General features: G+C 69.2%; 6 protein-coding genes. All 6 read left to right on the top strand.

Annotated features, from left to right (window positions below):
- The first annotated feature begins 25 nt into the window (after positions 1 to 25).
- On the top strand, positions 26 to 16,021 hold the full coding sequence (locus tag ACFXB5_RS12310) for a UvrD-helicase domain-containing protein (RefSeq protein WP_385205940.1): 15,996 nt from the start codon (positions 26 to 28) through the stop codon (positions 16,019 to 16,021).
- Between the two features lie 11 nt (positions 16,022 to 16,032).
- Positions 16,033 to 16,302 (top strand): hypothetical protein, encoded by a 270-nt coding sequence (locus tag ACFXB5_RS12305; protein ID WP_385205937.1) that lies wholly within the window; start codon positions 16,033 to 16,035, stop codon positions 16,300 to 16,302.
- Positions 16,303 to 16,399: 97 nt separating this feature from the next.
- Positions 16,400 to 17,041, top strand: coding sequence for a hypothetical protein (locus ACFXB5_RS12300; protein ID WP_385205935.1), 642 nt, complete (start codon positions 16,400 to 16,402; stop codon positions 17,039 to 17,041).
- 12 nt (positions 17,042 to 17,053) lie between these two features.
- Complete coding sequence (locus tag ACFXB5_RS12295) at positions 17,054 to 17,263, top strand: hypothetical protein (RefSeq protein ID WP_385205932.1); 210 nt, start codon at positions 17,054 to 17,056, stop codon at positions 17,261 to 17,263.
- A gap of 146 nt (positions 17,264 to 17,409) precedes the next feature.
- A complete protein-coding gene (locus ACFXB5_RS12290) occupies positions 17,410 to 19,254 on the top strand; it encodes an NUDIX domain-containing protein (RefSeq protein ID WP_385205929.1) in 1,845 nt (614 codons plus the stop codon).
- A gap of 222 nt (positions 19,255 to 19,476) precedes the next feature.
- Positions 19,477 to 20,769: a phage major capsid protein gene (locus ACFXB5_RS12285; protein ID WP_385205926.1), complete on the top strand. Its 1,293-nt coding sequence runs from the start codon at positions 19,477 to 19,479 to the stop codon at positions 20,767 to 20,769.
- Positions 20,770 to 20,852 lie beyond the last annotated feature (83 nt).

Here is a 20,852-nt window from a genome sequence, read left to right as displayed (position 1 = left end):
ACCTGCGGTGTGCATGGTCCGCGGCATGCTGAATCGCCCCGCTGCTGCGCACGCTGAGTTGCAGAACCTGAGTGACGGCCTCGAGGCCAAGGCCATCCGCCGTAAGTGGAACCCCGCCCTGCACCCGCGCGACAGCAAGGGCCGCTTCATCGAGACGGGCGGAGTCGTCAGGCTGTGGGGCGGCAAGCTCGCGCGCGTCGTCCGCGCCCTCCCCAACGACCGCATCCTCGTCCAGGACAAGAGCGGCCCCGGCGAATACAAGGGGCGCAGGCACACCACCAGTGCCAAGTGGGTGTCCATGGTCGCCCGCCCCGATGGTTCCGCGCCCACCGAGGACGAGGACAAGGTCGTCGCGGAGGACGAGAAGCGTCTCAAGGACCCACGCCGAGGGAACGGTGTGGCCAAGGACGACGACGGCGACCCCGATACTCCCGGTGATGCACATGACAACGACGATCAGGGCCGCCCCATTGGTGACGACGACGGTGACGGCCCGGACAACGATGACGACCAAGACGAGCCGGCCGACGGCAAGCACCCCATCAACGCGGATGCCCTGCCAAACAAGCGGCACGCGGCTGGCTCCCGCTTCAAGGACACCGCTGCTGTCCGTCGGCATTTCACCGAGCTCGCTGAGCGCTCCGGGCAGAAACGGAAGATGGCGCAGTTCCTGCGGTCCGTTGCGGGCGACGACGACCTGCGGACTACCCGGGACGGCCGCCTGGCGATCCTTCCCGACGACTCCACCGGCCGCTGGTACCTGACGGCCGTTGGCACCGGCCAGCGCATGGACGCCGCTGGCGACTTCGCCAGCCCGCAGGAAGCTGCACGGTTCGCGGAGCACCTCGGCCGAACCGCTTCCTCCTCTGACGCCACGGCCGCCGGGGGGTTCGACTTCTCCGACCCGGAGCTCGACAGCGTCGCGTCCGTCTGGCTATCCGCCAAGGGCGAGAACATCCAGGCAGCCATCAGTCGGGCCCGCTCGGAGTTCACCAACAGCCAGCCCGCAGCGAAGAAGACCACAGCGCCGAAGAAGAACGCGGCCGCGGCGATGGCTCCGGCGCAGCCGCGATTCAAGACCCTCACGGACGTCCGTACCCACTGGACGAGCCGCAACGGCGCAGCCCCTCCCGAGGACCAGGAGCGCCTCGATGCCCTGGTCGCCGACAAGCGGCTCAAGCTCGCAGGGAATGGTCAGTTCGTCATCGCCCGGACGCCGGACGGGCAGCAGTACCAGCTCATCACCACCGGCACCGGCGCGCCCGTCGGTCCGCCGTTCCCCCGGCAGCGCAACGCCCAGGACCTCGCCGACAGAATTGTCGCAGCCGGCATCGTGGACAGGAACGGCAAGCCGCTGGACCTGTCCGACCCGGACGCTACGGTCACCGGCTGGCGCTCCAAGGACAATCAGTCGTTCGCCGAAGTGGTCGACCGGGTGCTGGGCCGCTCCGGCAATGAACCCGCCCCAGACGCCGACCCGAAGCCGACGCCCGAGGCAGCCACCCCCCAGGACCGGTCGGGCCCCACGGTCAGCCGTGATGCCCTCAAGCCCGGTGACCGTGTCAAGGTCACAGTCAACGGCCGAGACATCGAGTGGCCGGTGAGCACCCGCGACCAGGTCAAGCCGACTACCGTCACCGTCGAGGGCACCGTCGCGACTACCTACCAGCCGGGCTCGGGAACCACCGGTGCCCCTCTGGTGGACGTCACGCTGACCGGCCCGGACGGCAAGGTGATGGTGTCCGACGACACCGCGCGTGTCCTGCGGATGCCGAGCCAGGTCGAGGTGTCCGGAAGCGCTGGCGGTTTCGCGCCCGAGGAGATGCGTGCCGATCGCGTCCGGGTGGGCGATGTCGTCGCGCGCGGCGAGTTCGGGCACGTCGTCACACGGGTGGACCGATACAAGAAGGGCCGTACCTTCACCACCCGCAACCTCGGGGGCCTCGGTGAGATCGACCAGTTCGGCACGCGCCGCAGCGACATGCTGGACGTCGTACCGAAGGCCCGACGCCAGCCGGAGGACGTACAGCGCGACATCCCCAACCGCACTCAGCAGCATGCCAGCAGCACAGACGCCAGGCGGGCCGCGGCCGGCATCCTCAGCGACTGGGAGCGCGTCAACGCACTGGCCGGGCAGCAGTGGCCCGATGGGGCACCAGAGCAGATCCAGGCCCTCGCGCAGCACATGCAGAACGTCACGGACGCACCGAAGGGCACCGAGGGCTACCAAGCCAATGCCCAGGCCATGAGGGACGCCCTCACGGCCGTCGACGACCTGGAAACCGACGGCATCGACTCGGATCTGTTGAAGGCGCTCTACCAGCTCGAGGAAAACCTCGATGCGAATGCCGCCCGGTTCGACGCCGACGCCCGCGCGATCACCGAGAACAAACGGAAGCGGGAGGCCGCCGCGCAGGAGCAGCAGCGCGTGCGGGAGCTGACCTCCCGACCGCCGGTGACGAACCTGGACGACGAGCAGCTCCGCGCCGAGTACGACGAGCTGACCTCCACCAACCGCAGTAACCACGCCACGGCGCAGGCCGCGTTCGAGAGCCGGTTGGAGGAGGTCGAGCGCGAACGCCGCAAGCGCGACAGGCAGGATCTCGCCGAACGCCCAGCCCCGAACCTCCTCGAGACCGAGCAGCTCCGGGCGGAGCAGGCCGAACTTGCGCGAGCCCTCTCGTCGTACGAGGCCGACGACGTCGCCAAAGTACACCGACAGCGCATGGCCGCAGTCGAGGCCGAACTATCACGACGCGACGGCGGAGAGCCCGCGCCTGACGCCCCAGAGAACGCCGCCCGGAAGGTCAACAGCGGCCGCGACTCCGCCGATACTGGCGCGTCTGGCGAACCGCTGAGGTATGCGTGGGACCGGCCCGAGCGGTTCGTCACCCTGACGATGCCGGAGGCCCTGGTCGACTTCCTGTACGTCGAAGAGACCGCGGCCATGGAGGATCCGGACACGCGGAAGGCCCTCACCGAGGCCAAGAGGGGGCGCAGCGGCACACTCAAGGTGACCGGCCCGATCGAGGTGCACCGCGCTCTCCTGGACTGGGCGTGGACGCTGGCAGGCGGCGAAGGGATGGAGTCCGATCCTGCTGAGGTTCGGGCCTACGGGAACTACGCCAAGCGCATTGACGAGGCAGCCGCCGACCTGCGCCGCCGCCCGCAGACGGACGGCAATACCCAGGACGGGGGGAAGCCGAAAGCCCCGAACACCAGTGCCTCCGGAAGTGGAAACGCGCCGTCGGCCGGCGTCCCGACCACGCCCAAGCCCGGCCCCGGTGTCGCCGACAGCGGCACCGTCAAGCTAAGCCCCGACGAAGTGTCCGCCCAGCTCGACGCCGTCCACCCGGGAGGCTCCAAGGCCCCGTCCTCCATGGACGACGGGGAACTCCGCGACGAAATCGTCTCCCTGATGGAGCGGGAGATGGAGAACGGCGGAGAGCTGATTGGCGTCGACCGTACGCGCCTGCGGGTCCTCGAGGCGGAAGAGGCCCGCCGCGCGGGCCGCGCGCCGAAGCGGGAGCAGCCGAAGCCGCCCGCAGAGGAACCCGGAGGTCTGTTCGACGTCGGCCAGCCGGACGCCCCGTCGCCGATGTTCGCCGACCCGGATAACCCGCTGGACCGGCCGGACGACGAGTTCGGCACCCCGGACATGTTCGCCGCTGCCGAGGGCCGCGACACCAGCAAGCTGCGCGCCCCACAGACGCGCGCGCCCATGGACTTCGAGGTCGGGGACCGGTTCGTCGACGCCGACGGGCGCACGTACACCGTGGCGGAGAAGCCGATACGCACCGGCCGCGGCCGCGTCCGCGTCGTCTCCGAAGGCGGTCAGGAGCACTACCTCAACCCGGACAACGAGCTGCGAGTGTTGTACCCGGACGAGGCCGCGCCCGAGGTACCGGCCGCAGACGCGCCTGAAGGCGACGCTCCCACCGCGGACGCTCCCGAGGGCGAGTCCCCGGCTGCGGACGCGCCCAAAAGCGATGACGCCAACACGGCTCACGTAGATGAGCCTTCTGCCCCGCAGCCGGAGGGCGACGCGGGCGACGCCGGCCCGGTTGGGGACCGCGAGCCCGCCGACATGAGCGCCGACGAACTCGCCGACGAGATCGACGACCTCGAGGACGTCACCAGGGCACTCCGGGAGTCCACCGACCCGCTGGAACTGGCGTACCGGCTGCGCGCGGAGCGCCGACTGTGGGCTCTGCAGCGAGAGGAAGCCGACCACTGGAGGCGGGAACCTGAGTACGACGCCGAGGGGAACCTGGTCGAGCCGTCCCGCGGGAGCATCCTGCTCGACCGGGTGGGCGGCTACGGGCTGAACCAGGACGAAGCCCGTGGAGCCGTCTCCAGCGTGGCCGAGTTGCCGCCCGCCAAGCCTGGCGGCTACTCCGACGATGAGTGGGAGAAGATCGAGGCCAAGGCGTCCACTGCGGAGACGTACCCGCCCACCGATGAGCAGCAAGTCATTATCGAGGGCGCGGCCAGGCGCGGCCTGGACATGCGGGTCATGGCGCTCGCCGGTACCGGCAAGTCCACGACGCTCAAAATGCTGTCGCATCGCATGCCGACGAAGGAGATCCTTTACCTGGCCTTCAACCGGTCTGTGGCCGACGAGGCGATCGAGGCGCAGCAGCGAGGCGAGTACGGGAAGAACCTCACCCCGACCACGGCCAATGCGTACGCGAACAGCATGGTGGACCGCGCCCTGCTGGACCGGTTGAAATGGCCGCGCCTCAACGACCAGCAGCTCGCCGACCGCATGCGGTGGTACACCCGGGTCCAGACCAGCGGCGACTCGCTGTCCCCGCGCCATGCCGCGTACTACGCCAACAAGCTGCTTTCCGAGTGGGTCAAGTCTGAGGACAACGAGTTCGCTGCACGCCACCTGCCCGAGGAACTCCGAAACAGGGAGGCCGTGTTCGAGGCGGTCAAGCCGCTTGCCGAGCAGATGTGGGCCAACATCAACGACCCGAAGGCGAACGACAGGGACCGAGACCTTCCGCTGTCGTTTGACCACACGGTGAAGATGTGGGCGCGGTCCGGCAGGGTGCCGGACACGGACGTGCTGTTCTGGGACGAAGCGCAGGACGTGAATCCCGTCATGGAGGGCATCGTCCGCAACATCCGCGCCGCCGGCGTTCAGGTCGTGGCGGTCGGCGATTCCAACCAGGCCATCTATGGGTTCCGGGGGGCGACGGACGCTTTGGGGCGGCTGCCCGCAGACGCCACCGCCACCCTCACCCAGACGTTCCGGTTCGGTGACGCTGTCGCCGACGCCGGAAACAAGTTCCTGCGGCTGGTCGGCACGCGGATGCGGTTGAAGGGCTGGGACCGCAAGAACTCACGCATCGCCGAGATCCACCCGGGCGATGAGACCATGCTCATCGCCCGTACGAACGCTGGCGTTGTTCTCGGTGCAGTCGAGGGACTGCAGGCCGGCCGGAAGGTAGCCGTCTCCGGCGGACTCAACGACCTGCGGAAGTTCCTGGAAGCCGCCGAGGCGCTGCGTGACGGCAAGCGCACCACGCACCAGGAGCTGGCGCGGTTCAACGGCATGGACTGGGACACCATCCGCGAGGAGGTCTCTGCCGACAAGGACCTCAAGCAGCTCGACAGCATGTTCAAGCTGATGGAACGCCACAGTGAGCAACTCGACGCGCTGCTGGCCGCGGTGCGCATGCCGCGCCCGCTGGTGGAGGATGACGGCAAGCGCCTGTGGGTCAAGTTGGCTTTCGGTGACCGCAACTTCGAGAGCACGAAGGAATGGCTCAAGCGCCAAGGGTTCGGATACGACGGCATCAGCAAGCGGTGGGGCTACCCGCCGCCGAGGAAGGGGGACCACGCCCCTGAGCAGGAACGCACCCAGGTCCTGCAGAAGGTCGAGCGGTACATCGCTGACCGGTACACCGCCCCTCCGAGCAGCACCGGCGGACAGATCGTCGACCAGGCCGCGCCGCACGATCTCCTGGTCGCTACCGCTCACAAGGCCAAGGGCCTGGAGTCGGAACGCGTCCGTATAGCCGGAGACTTCTTCACACCGAAGGAGACACCCGAGGGCGGCATCGACTGGGACACCATCCCCGACGACGAAGAGCTGCGATTGGCGTACGTCGCAGTCACCCGCGCAACGGACGTCCTCGACATGGGCTCCCTGGGATGGGTCGTCGACGCCACCCGGGGCGACGACCCGATGAAGGAGCCGGACGGCGTCTACACCAGTGCCTGGAAGATCAGCGACTTCCAGACCGGAAACAGCATCTCCTTTTGGTCCGAGGACGGGGAGAACCTGATCAAGGGGACCGTCTCCGCGATCGACGGTGTGGAGTTGCGTGTTCGCACTGAGAACGGCCGCACCACGACGATCACGCCAAGCCAGGTCGCGCGTCGCGAAGGACAGGGGGAGCCTCGCTTGCCTGTGGCCAGCCCCGAGGAACTGGACGCGGCCCTGCGTAACGGCCGGTTCGTCCCACCACAGCCCGAGAGCACGGTTCGCCTTTCGCAGGATGAAGTGCGCGGCACGCTCGCCCGCATCCGTCCTGAGCCTGCTGATGCTCATGACGACGGCGGCAACGACGAGGAGTCCACAGCACGCATGGTCGCGGATGGGCTTCCGGAGCTCCCGCCGCTACCGAAGCTGACCGGCCTGTCCCGGCAGAACAAGGACGACGTACGGCGCATCCGCGGGGACTACGACAAGATCCGGAAGTCTCTGGACGGGGTCCTCGCCGGGGACCCGCCGACCCGCGACGCGCGGGAGGACCTACGCCGCGTCCGAGAGCAGCTCGACTACGTCGCCGGCCGGCTGACGCGGGACCTGCTGCCGGAATCCGACCAGGCGCAGTCCGTGCGCACCAGCTTGTACAACCTGGGCCAGTACTTGGACCAGGCGCTCGCTGCCCTGCCAAAGCGTGACCCGCAGCCGCTCGGGGAGGGCCCCCACGGCGGCACGCTGTTCTACCCGTGGGACATCCGTGAGGGGGACCTGGTCAGCTTCGACGCGGAGAACCCTGCCGACCGGGAGCGGGGCCTCGCCCCGTACTACGGGACCTTCCAGGGACGCGCGTCCGCAGCGTCCGGGGAGCAGGGCCGCACGCTGGTCACCTACCAGAACCTGCGCTGGAACAACGACCGGCAGAGGTGGGAGAACCAAGGTATCCAGCACACCGTCACCATGCCGCCCCGCGGCCTGGTGGAGCGGCTCACCCCGGAGCAGTGGGACGCCTGGCGCCGCTCGAAGCAGTCCCGCACCGACGACACGCCCACGAACCCCCCCGAGGTCCCGCCCGCTCCGATCGGAGAGGCGTCGCCAGCGAACATGGCCGACGTGGAGATCGCGGCAGAGCTGGAAGCCCTCGAGGCATGGCGGCAGCGGCACGTCATGCGGGGCGGCGAAGGCCCGTCCCTGCCCCAACGGGATCTCTTCCCGGCCACGATCCGCATCGGCAACCGCCGCGGTGCCCTCCTTGACGAGAACCGCAAGCGCATCATCGACCGCGATGCGAAGGAGCGGCGGGAGAAGGAGGCGCGGGAGCGGGCGGAGCTGCTCGAGCGGGCGGAGATCGGCGCACGGAACGGAGACGGCTTGTACCCAGTGGCCGTCGACGGCACGCCTGATGTGGGCACCGTCAGCCGGGTCGTTCGCTCGTGGAAGTACACAAACGCCTACGGTGAGCAGTCCCCGCGGACCTACAAGAGCCGTGCCGACGCGGTGGCTGCGCTCGTCCGCAACTACGACATCCGCCGGCAGAACAGCGAGCGGCTTGCCCTGCAGGACCAGGCCCGTAGCGAGACCCCGGAAGGGTGGGTCCTCGGCGACCGCGACGACGTCGCCGAGAACGACATCATCCGGGTGCCGATCACCCGGCAAGACGCGGACGGCCGTCCGTACCCCGTGGGATGGAGGCAGCCGGTCCGCGTGAACAGCGTGAGCCGGAACGACAACGGGACGATGGTCCTGCCCGTCTCCAACCCCGACGGCTCACGGTCGGATATCAGCCCCGTCTTCCTGAGCCGCCCCGACGACACATTCGCCTGGGCCAGCGACCGTACGCGGCCGGAGCCGACGCCAGCATGGCAGCACGAACTCGGCGTCCGCATGGGCGACATCAGCGACGACATCGCCACCCTGCGGAATCACTCCGCAGGGATCGACGACCAGGACCGCATGCAGCGCCTCCAGGAACTGATCCAGCGCGTCGAGGAAGGCAACAGCGGGGACCTGCAGGCCGACCTCCGCCGCATCCGCGACGAGGCCGCGTGGATCGAGGAGGAGTTCTCGAACCCGGATCTCCCCTACGAGTCCCGGACCTACAAGTCGTGGGCCACGGCCGCACATAGGAAGGCACAGTGGGCCCTCGACCACCCTGATTTCCAGACCGACCGACCCGACAGCGGCTCTGACGCCGACCGAGCGAACACCGACGACCGTGCCGCGCGGGCGCAGGGCCTGTTCAGCGAGGGCATGAATGCCGTCGGTGGCGAGTCACTCCCGGAAATGCAGGAGTTGCGCGACCGCCTGGACCGTGCAGGCACCGCCGATGACCCGGACGAGGAATTCCGCAGCATCGCCGCCCGTCTGAACGCGCTCGCCGAGCAGTACGAGCTCGCAGGCCCGCAGGGTGAGCAAGCGGCCGATCGGTTCCGCCGCGCGGCGCGCGGCGCCACTGGTGAGGACGGCGGTGTGGCCACCGACGGCGGCGGCACAGACGCGATTGCTGCGTCAGCGGCTGTTCCGAACACCCCCCGCTTCCCCAGCGTCGACGAGATCCGTGACCGGTGGCGGCGCGGTGAGCTGGATGAGCCGAGTCACCCCTCGGCGGTCCCGGAGGAGCAGTCCCGGGACCGCTATGCGGACGATCCCACTCTGGAGATGTCCGAGGGTGGTCGCCTGACAATCCTGCAAGCCATTTCGAATGGTGGGGCGGGCTGGAGAGTCATGGCTCCCGGGTCGATGGAGGAGGTCGCCAGGGCCTTCGACCGCGACGAGGCGCTTGCCTATGCGCGCGTGTTGGAAGGCATCCGGGACGCAGACGGCCGCCCCTTCCCATGGGACGCGCCCGACGCGGCAAACCGCGCCTTGTCCTTCCGCGGTCCTAACGGGGAATCACTCGGGGAATCGGTTGCCCAGCAGATCATCGACCGTGGCGACAGCGAAGGCCTGCACAGGCTCTGGCAGGAGAAAGCGCAGCAGTACCACGACCGGGAACGCCACCTTGACTCGTACTACGACGCTTGGCGTGCCCAGCAGGAGGCGGAAGGCTACACGATCCCTGTCGACGTGAGGGATGCCCAGGTTGGCGACGACATCACTGCGCTCAACCAGGGCGCTTTCTTCCGCCCTGCCACTCAGCGCGGACGACTCGCGAGACAGTTGGAGGCATCGCAGGCCAACAACACGGGCTCGTGGCCTTTCACGGTCGGTTCGGACTACTCGGCACGCACCGAAGACAGAGTCATGGAGACCGACCTCGTCCGAGGGGAGACCACAAGAACCCCGTTTGACTGGTTCTACGTCCGGAACACCCCAGACCGGCCCCTGGCCTTCCGCCGGCCCCGGCCCGGCGAGGAGGAGCAGCAGGATGGCGAGAGGCGCCAGCAACGACGTGAGGCCGTTGCTGGACCCGTCGAACCGGGCAGCGGCAACGACGACCAGCGCAACGACAGCACCGACGACCAGAACGAGGTACGCGGGAACACCCCGGAGAACGGGGACGACCAACAGCAGAACGACGACGCCCGGGGAGATGACGAGGAGGAGCGCCGACGGCGACGCGACGGTGACGTCGACGGCGGAGTGGCCGACCCCAATGGAGAGCCTGACGGCGGGGGCGCGGGCCCGCCCGACACCAGCGGCAACCACACTGGCGGCTCGAGCGGCAACGGCGACGGGCCCGGCAATTCCGACGACGCTCAGGATGAGCCGAGGCGGAACGAAGACGAAGACGATGAGGAGCGGCGCAGGCGTCGGCGTCAACGCCGTGACCGCACGGGAGGCAGCAGCGGTCCGGACGAGCCCGGCCTGCCGCGCCTGAACCTGCCGGACTTCAACCTGCCGGATGCCACCGGTGACGATGGCGACGGCGAAAGCGGTGCGCGCGACCGTGACGGCGGCCGCTCCCGCTCCCGCCACCGCGACGTGGACTCCTTGCGGAACGCCTGGAAGTCCGGCAAGGACCTCAATCCGGACGAGGACACTCCCGAGCGACGCGCGCTCCTGGCGCAGGCCGCAGACCGTGAGGGCCTCGTCCTGTCGCCCGAGAGCGGACTGGTCACATGGCCGGAACCGCAGGACGACGGCAGCACCGTGTGGCGCTTCGCCCAAGTACGCAACGGCACGAACGTTCCCGGCATCACCCTGACCACCAACGACCCCGACGAGGCGCGCGCACTCGCAGGACGGTTCGAGGAAATCACCGACCGCAACGGCGACCCTTTCGACTGGCATCAGGCGTGGGGCCCGAGCAGCGTGGCTGTATGGCGAGACGGGGAAGGCCGCACCCTGCCGCAGGCACTCCGCGCTGTTCAAGACGACTACGAACAAGAGCGCAGCGGCGCCTTCACCCTGCCCAATGACCTCACCACGTTGGCGGACCACGAGCTTGAGGACGCGTACCGCCAAGGCCTCGGCCCGGCGGACGAGATCCGCGTGATGGAGGAGATGGACCGCCGCGACGGCTACGTCGACGAGCGGATCCGCGCCGCTGTGCCGGACACGCCGCCGGCGGACGCCGAAGAAGCGGAGCGCCGCGGTCGCGCCATGGACGAGGCCCTTGGTTTCGGTGACACAGACGTCACGCGCCCCGCTCCGGCCACCCCCGGCCGTCTGCATCGCGAGTTCAGTGCCCTCGACGAGGAGCGGTTCCAGGCAGCCATGCAGGCCACCGGGGGCCGTCTCTTCAATGCCGAGTCCGAGGATTCCGGAGTTGATCCTCGCGACCTCTTCTCCGGCCGCAAGGTCACCGCCGCGCGGAGCCGGAAGCTCGCGTCGCGCGAGTTGAATGACTGGTGGCAGGAGAACGGCGGCCGCCTGACGTACTCCACGTACCGCCAGCGTGAGCAGGATCGTGTGCTGCGCGATGAGTTCGCCCTCATCGACGATGCCCGCTACCGCGCCGCGATCGACGCCACGAACGGGTACTTCTTCAAGCACGAGTACAAGTACGGCGGCACCAACTTCGACGAGCGGGAACTGTTCTCCGGTGGCAGCCTCTCAGCGCGCGACCGGTGGAGGCAGTACGCCAGCGAGGAACTGCAGGAGTGGTTCGACGCCAACGGCGGGCGTTTTACCTTCGCCCAGTTCAAACAGCAGCGCCGCGACGGCGAGCGCCGGGACCAAGACGAGTTCAAGGAGGAGCAGCGTCGCGCGGCTGAGGCCGGGGGAGCTGAGGATACGGCCCTCATCACAGCCGGCGATGTCGCACCGGCGCCGCCATTCAACTCTGCAGATGTTGAGAGCGAGGAGGACGCCGCGTTCCGGTTCGGCGGGCACGACCGGATGAAGCAGTTCGCCGACCAGGCAGAGGTGCGGCCCTCCGGGAACGGCGAGACCGAGTCCGTGTGGCTCGACAGCCGGCAGATCGGAAGCATCTCCAATCCCTACCGTTCCACCCCCGACCGCGAACCGGTGTGGGACGCCCGGCCGTTCTTCGGTTTAGACCACAGCAGGAACAGCCGTTCCCAGAGCCGTGACACGGCCATCGCCAACCTCGTCGTCCGTGCCCTGCGGGATGGCCCCGCGAACCCCACGAACCCCAGCGAAGACGTGTGGGACACCGTGACGGCGCACCTGGGAGGCACGACGCGAGAGCTGCCGGAGCTGCCTGAGTCCCTCCGCGACGACCCTGAGGCGCGCGCCCGGTACGGGCGGCTGTCTGGCACGGTCGATGCCTTCCGTGACCAGCGGTCGCTCAGCGGGAACCTGCGGGACGATCTGACTCAGGGACGCGACGACTTCGCATGGCTGCGGGACGCTCTGAACGACCTGGGCAGCCTGGACGAGCCGAAGCGGAACAACCAACAGCGCCAGGAACTCTCCGACCTAGACGCCCGCGCCTTCTGGGCAGGCCAAATCCTCGAAGGCCTCGGCGGCTCGGACAGCGACCTGGACCGGCCCCGTGCCGACGACGAACCGCAGGGCGACAGCGACGTACCGTCCCCTGCGGGACCGACGCCGGACGAGCCCGTGAACAGTCCGGAGAACACCGCCCGTCCGTCGCCAGAACCCGAGCCGGAGCCGGATCCGAACCCGATCGGCGGCCAGCCCGCGCACTGGGCCCGCGTCGAGGACTTGAGGCCCGGCGACATGGTCCGCATGAACGGCACAACCAAGAATGGCCGACCGGTCCAGCGTGCCGGGTACGTCTACACCGCGCCTGAGCGAGTGGAGATCACCCGACGCGGCCGAACCGAGCAGTCGTGGCGCACCTGGGTCACTGAAAACCCGGACGGCACCGGCGCGGCCGGCAACGTCTACACGACGATCAACGCCACCGCAGCGCGCGCTGAGGCCCCGGACGATGTCGTGCCCGGGTCTCCGGCCACCGGTGCCCAGGCCGCCCTCCGGTCCGGTGATCTGCCCGATCAGATCCCGGTGGACCGCAGCGGCCACGGCCTGTTCCCAGGCAGCACTGTCACCGGCTCCAACGACCGTGAGGGCACCGTCACCGGTGCCACCAACACCACCGTGGCGGTGCGCTGGTCCGACGGAAGCGATGAGAGCGCAATCTCGCCGACCTCGCTCACCCTCACCAACAGCCAGCGCCCCGACGGCTGGACCGCAGACGGCCAGCGAGTGACTCCACGGAGCATCGTCAGTGACACCAACGGCGCGCTCCTCGGACCCGTCGACGACGTCGACGGCGACAACGTCACCATCTCCACGGCTGAGGGGACGGTCACCCGCAACGCCGGCGACCTCCGCATCACCGGCGAAGTCCGGGACGACGTCCCTGCCACAGCCCCGGTGACCGGCATCGACCATCCGGCCGCCGCGGACCTCAAGGAGGGGGACGTCGTGGTCCTGGACCTCGATGACACGCTCGCCACCGTTACCATCACCAGCCCGCCCAGCCGGGACGGGGACCGCGTCACCCTCCAGTACACCGACACCACCACCGGCGAGATGGGCGAGATCAACGTCGATGCCCGCGCGGTCCTCTCGCGCGCTCAGGGCGCAGACGGAGATGCCCCTGACCTCGGCGTCGACGACGCCCCCGAGCCAGACGACGAGCTCATCGTCCACCCGACCCCCCACGTCGTGGATCCTGTGACCGGACCGACCGTCGACCCGGAGCTCGACCTGAGCGACCGCAACGTCATCGGTGACCACGCTGACGGGCCGGACGACGCCCCGGACGCCCACCAGGCTGCGGTCAGGATCACCGCGGACCTCCCCGTCACCCCGGAGCAGGCGTCGGCGCTCGCCGCTCAACTGCGCAGGGCCTCAGACCCATCGACACCCGAGGGACGTGCCGCCCTGCGGGCAGCGGACCAACTCGACCGCGCGGCCGGCCGGACGCCGCCCCCGGGTCTCGACCGGCCCCGCCCGTCGAACGCTGCTCAGATCAGCGAGGGCGATCTGGTGGCCATGGCCGACGAGCGCCGGGGCGACCGAGTCCGTGTCTTCCGCGTCATCGACGCAGAAGACGGACCCGGGGGCGTGCGGAGCTTCCTCCTCGAGGACGAGAACCAGCAGTGGCGGCGCCGAGTCGTCCACGGGGCCATGCCCGTATGGCAGCTCCCCGAGGCCGAGCCGGACCCTGTCATCCCGCCCGACGCTGACGATACCGACCCTGTCCCGGACGCCCCCAACGTGCTCGCCGCCCCGAGCATTCCGAGCCCGCCGGAGACGCCGACGGTCCCGGTTGTCCGCGCCCGCCCGGGGAACCTGCGCATCGGCGATGTCATCGACGCACCCGTCAGCCGGACCGGCTACCAGTTCAACGGTCATCGACGGTTGACGATCATCAGCGCGCCGCAGCATAACGGCTGGTGGATGCAGCTCACCGGCATGGACGAGGGCGGCAACATCCACGACTTCGGTCTGCACAGCGGCCGCGCCGTGAACGTCTACGACCGGAATCGGCCTACCCCGGCTCTGCCGCCCATCGGCACGCCCCGCAACCCCAACCAGGCGCCGCAGTCCGACATCGACCGGATCGTCAGCGACCACGCCCGCAACCTCGCCGCCCGCATCATTGACGAGGCCACCGCCGGAACGGAACCACCCGGCGATATCCACGCCCTACGCGAGCAGATCGCGCAGCGCCTCACCGACGAGGCCTTGCGTGATACCCGTCGAGGAACCCGCCGCGACGGGGCCGCGGCCCTCGACGCCGCAGGCATAACCGGCCGCGACCGGGTCGCTGCCCAGCGGTCTCTCCGCGAAACCCGCGACCGAGCCCACACGGACACCGTGCGGGCCGCCCTGCGCACCATCAACGACCTCTCGCCGCTCCCCGACGAAAGCAACGAGGATCTGGCGGCCCGCGCGCGGGACCTGCTCCGCCTTATCCCGGACCAGGTCGCCGGCCGATGGTCGATGAGGAACTCCGATGCCGACCCGGACATCACCCGGACGGTCGCAGGCCACGCCGACGATGCAGTGAATGCGCTTCTGCAGCAGCTCCATGTCGCGGGCATGGACCCTGGCGACGCCGCGCAGATCGCCCGCATCATCACCCAGCAGCTCGCCGGGTCCCGGCAGGCCACCGCCCGCCGGATCGCGGCCCGGGTCGCCGCGGCGTCCCCCGACGCCGGCCGGCAGCCGGGCCTCCTCGCCCGGATCGTCGCTCTCCTGATCCGCATGGCCAAGCGCCTCGCGGAGTTGGTGAAGGCGGGCGCCCGGAAGATCGCCGAGAAGTACCGGAGCTCGCGCGAGCGCCTGCGTCGCCTGCGGGCATTCCTGGGCCGCATGGTCCGGCGCGTCCGGCAGTGGCCGGAGTCGCGGCGCCTGGCGCGTCTGCACCGCGCGGTGAACCTGCCCGACGCGCACGGCGACTCGCTGGCCGCGCGGATCTCCCACTGGGCCGGACTCATGCCGGAGCCGGGGCGGTTCGGGCAGTCGCAGCGTCGTGTCACCTTCTGGCGCCCGACGACCTGGGGACGGCTCGCCGCGGGCCGACTCCCGGACCGGTCGGACCGCATCCAGTGGACGCCGGACCGGGCAGCCGACGGCGGCCCCGGCCTGACCACGCTCCGCCACATGGCCGCGCTGCGGGCGGCCGGCAACGACGTCGACCAGGACGTGACCCGTCGTCTGTCCGCCGCTCTCGGCGACGACTTCGGGGACGACCCGCACGCCACGCTGCAGCACGCGGACGACTACGTGGCCAGCAGCGAACGGCGCCTGGTCAACCTGCAGGCTGCCCGCAGCAGCGCGACCATCCCGGACGACGAAGACCTCGAGGTCGAGATGACCGCGGCCCGCGCCGAACTCGCGGATGCGCGCCGGGAGTACTCGGACCTGCGGACCCGGTACGCCGCTGCGGTGCCGGACGCCGTGGCCGCGGCCCTGGCCGACGTCCGCGACATGGGACCGGAGGGCAACAACGCTCTCGTGTTCGGCCCGGACACCAACCCGGATGCCGAGCGCGCCGTACGGGGCGTACAGCGCCTCATCCCGCGGGCGTGGCTCAACACGGAGGCGCGCCGCCTGACGGCCGTGGACGGCGACCAGGGCCGTTACGAGCCCCAGGGGCAGCGGATCACGGTCGCCGACCTGGCCGACGGAGGAATGGGCACCGCCGGGTATGCCCTGGCGCAGCACTTCGCCCGGCACCTCGGCGACTTGGATGCCGCGCAGAGGGCGTTCTGGTTCAGCAGGACGCGCACCGGTCGGCCCGGCGCCCGCCGCGTGCGGCCGAGCACCCTGGACCGGCTCCTGCGGCGGCAGCAGACGCAACGGGAGACCGGTGACACCCTCGCGCGGTCCGTTCAGGCGATGTTCAGTGGCGATTGGTACCAGGACGACGACTTGCGCGCGTTCCTCTTGGGCCTGATGGCCACCAGGTAAGGGGGCAGGAAGTGTTCACCGTGACCGGCTCGTTCGAAGACAGGGCGACCTACACCGTGCGGATCACAGGACGGGTCGACCGCCCAGTGATCGGCTCGCACCGCGCCGCTGCCCTGGTGGAGCTCCACATCGGTGAGACCATCGCTTTGGGGCCGACCGGTCCTATGAGGGCCGTTGCAGGGGACGACGGGGCGTCCATCCTCGCGGTGCTCCGTGAGTACACAGACGTCATAGAGGTGAGCGGAAGCGGGTCAAGGCAGGTACGCGTGTCCGAGAAGTGATCCAGGGCTTGCCCAAATTGAGCTAGAACGATCTTGGTTCGAGGTGGAGCGGGACGGTGGAAGCGACATAAGCCGCCCCGCGACACATCCTCCGCCCATGACCAGATACGGATTCGCCATCAAGGCTCTCCCCGCAGGCAGCAAAGTGCCCGGGGACGACGAAGACGACGAGAACGAACAGACTGCGGCCACCCGGTCGCCATCCGGAAAGGCCTCGATCGAAGGCGTCAACCCCAATACGCCCGACAGCGAGTCCTCCGAGGACTTGCCGGACGACCTCCCCGAAAATCCCGCAGTGGAGACCAACTCCGCCGCAGCGGAGGACCTCGAGCAGCCCCCGGTCGCAGACGCGACGCCCGATGGAGAGAGCGGCAACGAGGACCCCGGAGAAGTCCCAGCGCAAGCCGATGACGCGCGTCCCTGGGCTGGCGACATGTACGACGAGGGTGACGAGACCGACCCGGAAGATGCCTACTGCGCGTATGTCGGCAGCGCTGGAGAGCAGGCTTGGCTTGACCGAGCGCCGGACGGCACACTAACCGGGTGGGTGCGCGACACTACGGGTCAGGTATGGCGATACACCTCCCCGGACGCATGGGCGACCGACGTCGACGGGGCGCAGATGAGCCGAACGCACGGACCCGAAGGGGGAGACGACACGACCGTCCCGGAGACGGCGAGCGCCCCGGTCCAGGCAGAAGGCCGCGGCGCTCAGGACCCGCTGTTCGCGAGCCAGTAAGGAGAGCCGAGAGTGCAACTCGATCGCCAGACTTTCCAGGACCGGCTCAACGAGGGCAAGGCCGCATACGAGGCGGGAGAGCCCTCCGATGCGTGCCCGTACGACATGTATGGCAATGCAGAGGAGCAGTTCGGATACCGCTACTGGAACCGGGGCTGGTCCATGGCTCGCTCCGAAGCTGAGTCGCGGCCGCAGCCGCCTGCGGCCAGTACAGGACAGTAGGCAGACACACCCGGCACGGTGCCCGGCGGCCCACTGCCCACCGCCGGAGGTTCCCCGCCGTGCCGAGCGCTGCTCCACCCACCAGAACCACACGCCCTAGCACCATCCAGCGAGGCACGAGCCGGGCAATCTACGCCGTCACCAATGTGATCGACGAGGTCAACGACCTCATCATGCCCGGCGCCTTCGCTCGCACCCTCGCCTCACGTCCTGCCAAGGCGGTGTGGCATCACGGCTGGAAAGACCCCGTCGGTGTCGTCTTCGAGTGCGAGGAGTGGCTGCCTGGCGACCCTCGATTGTCGGAGGTGCCCGGCGACTGGCCCGCCGAGGCCGGCGCCCTCGTTGCCACCGTGCAGTACAACCTCCGCACCCGCCAGGGCCGCGACGCCTACGAGCAGGTCAAACAGTGGCATGAGCACAAGCAGGCCGCGTTCTCCATTGGCTATCGCGTACCGACGGAGGCCGCGACCATGCGCAGCGACGGAGTGCGAGTCATCCACCACCTGGACCTGTACGAGGTCTCGCCCGTCCTGCACGGCGCGCACCCGCTGACCCGCTCGCTCGAGGTGAAGTCCGCGGCCGGCGGCGACGGCCTCGAGTACAAGGCCACGCCCTCCCACGTCGAGATCGACGTCGTCGCCCTGACGGCGGGCAAGGACGTCAAGGTCGCGGGCCTAGCGGTGAAGGCAGCCGACACCGGCCGCGTGCTGATGATCCAGCGGGCCCTAGACGATGACGACCCGGCCGCAGGCACTTGGGAGTTCCCTGGCGGGCATCTGGAGGACGGAGAGGATTCCCTCGCCGCAGCGATGCGCGAGTGGAGCGAGGAGACCGGCTCGACCCTGCCCGGCACCACCAGCGTCGTCGGCTCCTGGACTGCCCCGAACGGCATCTACCGCGGCTTTGTAGCAGTCGTTCCCACCGAAGCCACGATGCCGATTAACACGCCGCACGACGAACGCCGCGTCGCCAACCCGGACGACCCCAAGGGCGACACGACCGAGGTCACCGCCTGGTGGCCGATCAGTTCTCTCCCCGACATGCCCCTCCTGCGGCCGGAGTGCCGCGAGACCCCGTGGGAGCTCCTGGCTGGTGCTGCCCTCCCGCAGGGCCCGGCACCGACGCCACTCCGCCCCCTCCCCCAGGACGTCCTCAACGACATCCTCGACGCCCTGCGAACACCCCGCAGCGCCATAACTGAGAAGAAGTCCGCGCGCGCCGCCGTACGGGCCGCCCGTGCCCTGCCACGCATCGAGCACAAGTCCGCTCGCTCCATGGTCACCGAAGCCAAGAGCCGAGTCCCCACCCCGCTGGAGGCCCCTGTGATGTCGCCCACGCCCCTGCCCGAGTCGCAGGAACAGTTCCGCTCTCGCCTAGCCGACACCGTCCGCGAGCTCCTCGACCAAGACGGCGGCACCTGGACGTACGTCGAAGGCACCTACCCGGACCACGTCATCGTGTCCGTACACAGCGCGGACGAGCGGCGCAACACCCCCTACGCGATCCCGTACACAGTCACGGCTGCGGGTGACATCACCCTGGATAAGCCGCAGCCGGTCGAACTCGCCACCATCGTCGTGCCAGAGAGCACCGCAGCCGCCCGCGCCGCCACCGAAGCCGAGGACATCGACGCCCGCGTCGTGCAACCCACCGTCGGAGCACTCGCCGACGCCACGGCCCGCGTCAGCAACTCCACGGCCGACCCGGAGCAGCTCAAGGACGTCCGCGACAAGGTGCGGGGCCTGATTGCCGCCCTATCCACGAAGGGCCTCCACGTCGACGAGGACGCGCCGCCCATCGCGGACCGCTCCGCCGGTGGGACCCCGCTCGGACTCGACCTGTGGGACGAAGACACCTTCGACGACGGCACCGACCCCGAAGGCGAAGGGGACCAGGACGACGAGGGCGATGAGCGGACCCAAGACCCAGCCGGCACCGTCCGTCTGGATGCCGAGGAGGTGAAGGCCACACTCGCCCTGATGCGGAGCTGAGTTGCACACCGGCATCCGGCCGATCCCCGCGGCCCCCGCCCCGCAGATAACAAGACCGCAGATCAAACCCCTTGCGATGCCCAATCTTGACGTCCCGAGCGGGCAGCGCGCGACGTTAACGCCCCTCTCCCTTTTCCATTCCGCCTCGCGTTGAGGCGTCCCGGTGCTGGCCGGGCGAGCGACGCACGTCAACCGCACCCAGCATCAGGGAGAGCAACTCCAATGCCCACCAGCCGTATCGAGGAACTACAGAAGGCACTTCAGCTCAAGTCCGTCGAGGCCGAGCGCATCAGCCAGACGTTCAGGGTTGAGGACGGCGGCCAGTTCGTCGTCTCCAGCGACCAGGCGAAGGCCTTCAAGAAGGTGTCCACCGAGGCCGCAGAGATCAAGAGCCTCATCGAAGCCGAGCAGGGCCTGACCGAAATCAAGCAATACCTCGACACCCCGGAAAACGCGCCAGCCGCGGCCACCCACTACGGCCAGCGCCCCGGTATCGAGGAGAAGTCCCTCGGTGACCTGTTCTGTGAGTCCGCCTCCTACCAGAACGCCACGCAGGCCGGTTTCCGTGACAAGCCATACATCCGCGCCGACATCGAAGGGAAGTCGATCTTCTCACTGTCCGCGGGCACCGTGACCCACCAGGTCCTCGGCAGCGTGCAGAACCTGGGCATCGCTGAGCGCCCGTTCCGGAAGTTCCGCATCCGGGACCTCTTCCCGAAGTCCACCACCAAGAATGCCGTCCTGTACGGCGCGCGAGAGACCGGCTGGACAAACAACGCCCGCCAGGTCAAGGAGCGGTATGCCGCAGACGGCACCTCGCCAGCCACCGGCGCGGACACCGACACCTGGGGCCGCGCGCCGCGGTCGAAGCTGACACTGACCCCGGTGATGTACCCGACAGCCGAGGTCGCGCACCTACTCGACGCGCACAAGAACATCCTGTCCGACGAGCCGCGACTCAAGACCTTCATCAACACCCGCATGGTGGAAGGCGTCAAGTACGCGGAGGACTGGGACCTCTTGCATAGCGTCGGCGACGGCCAGTCCATCACCGGCATCTACAACACGCCGGGCGTCCAGCAGTACACCGGCCTGGCGACCGACCATTACAGCGTGCAGATCCGGCGCAGCATCACCAAGGCTCTGCTGGCCGAGTACGACCCGACCGGCATCGTCCTGTCACCCACGATGTGGGAACACGTCGAGGTCGAGGAGGACAAGAACGGCGCCTTCCGCGTCGCCATCGCCGTCGCCATCGGCGCCGAGAAGAAGGTGTGGAGGTTGAACGTGGTCGAAACGACCGCGATGGCCGACACCGACTTCCTCATCGGTGCGTTCGGTCTCGGCGCGCAGCTCCACGACCGCGAGGCGGTCAGCGTGACCGTCTCTTCGGAGAACGGCACAAACTACGAGCAGGGCCTCATCACCTTCCGCGCCGACGAGAGGCTCGCCTTGGAAGTGCCGCGTCCGGAGTCGTTCGTGATCGGAACCTGGACCGAGCCGGCCGCAGCCTGATCCACGCCGGAGTGAGGGGTGCACCCGGGCCACGGGTGGACCCCCACCCCCCTAACACCCACACCACCTCGGAGGGGGCGGGG

Source organism: Streptomyces sp. NPDC059455 (assembly GCF_042750115.1).
GTDB lineage: Bacteria > Actinomycetota > Actinomycetes > Streptomycetales > Streptomycetaceae > Streptomyces > Streptomyces endocoffeicus.
This window is presented reverse-complemented; position numbering and strand designations above follow the sequence as displayed.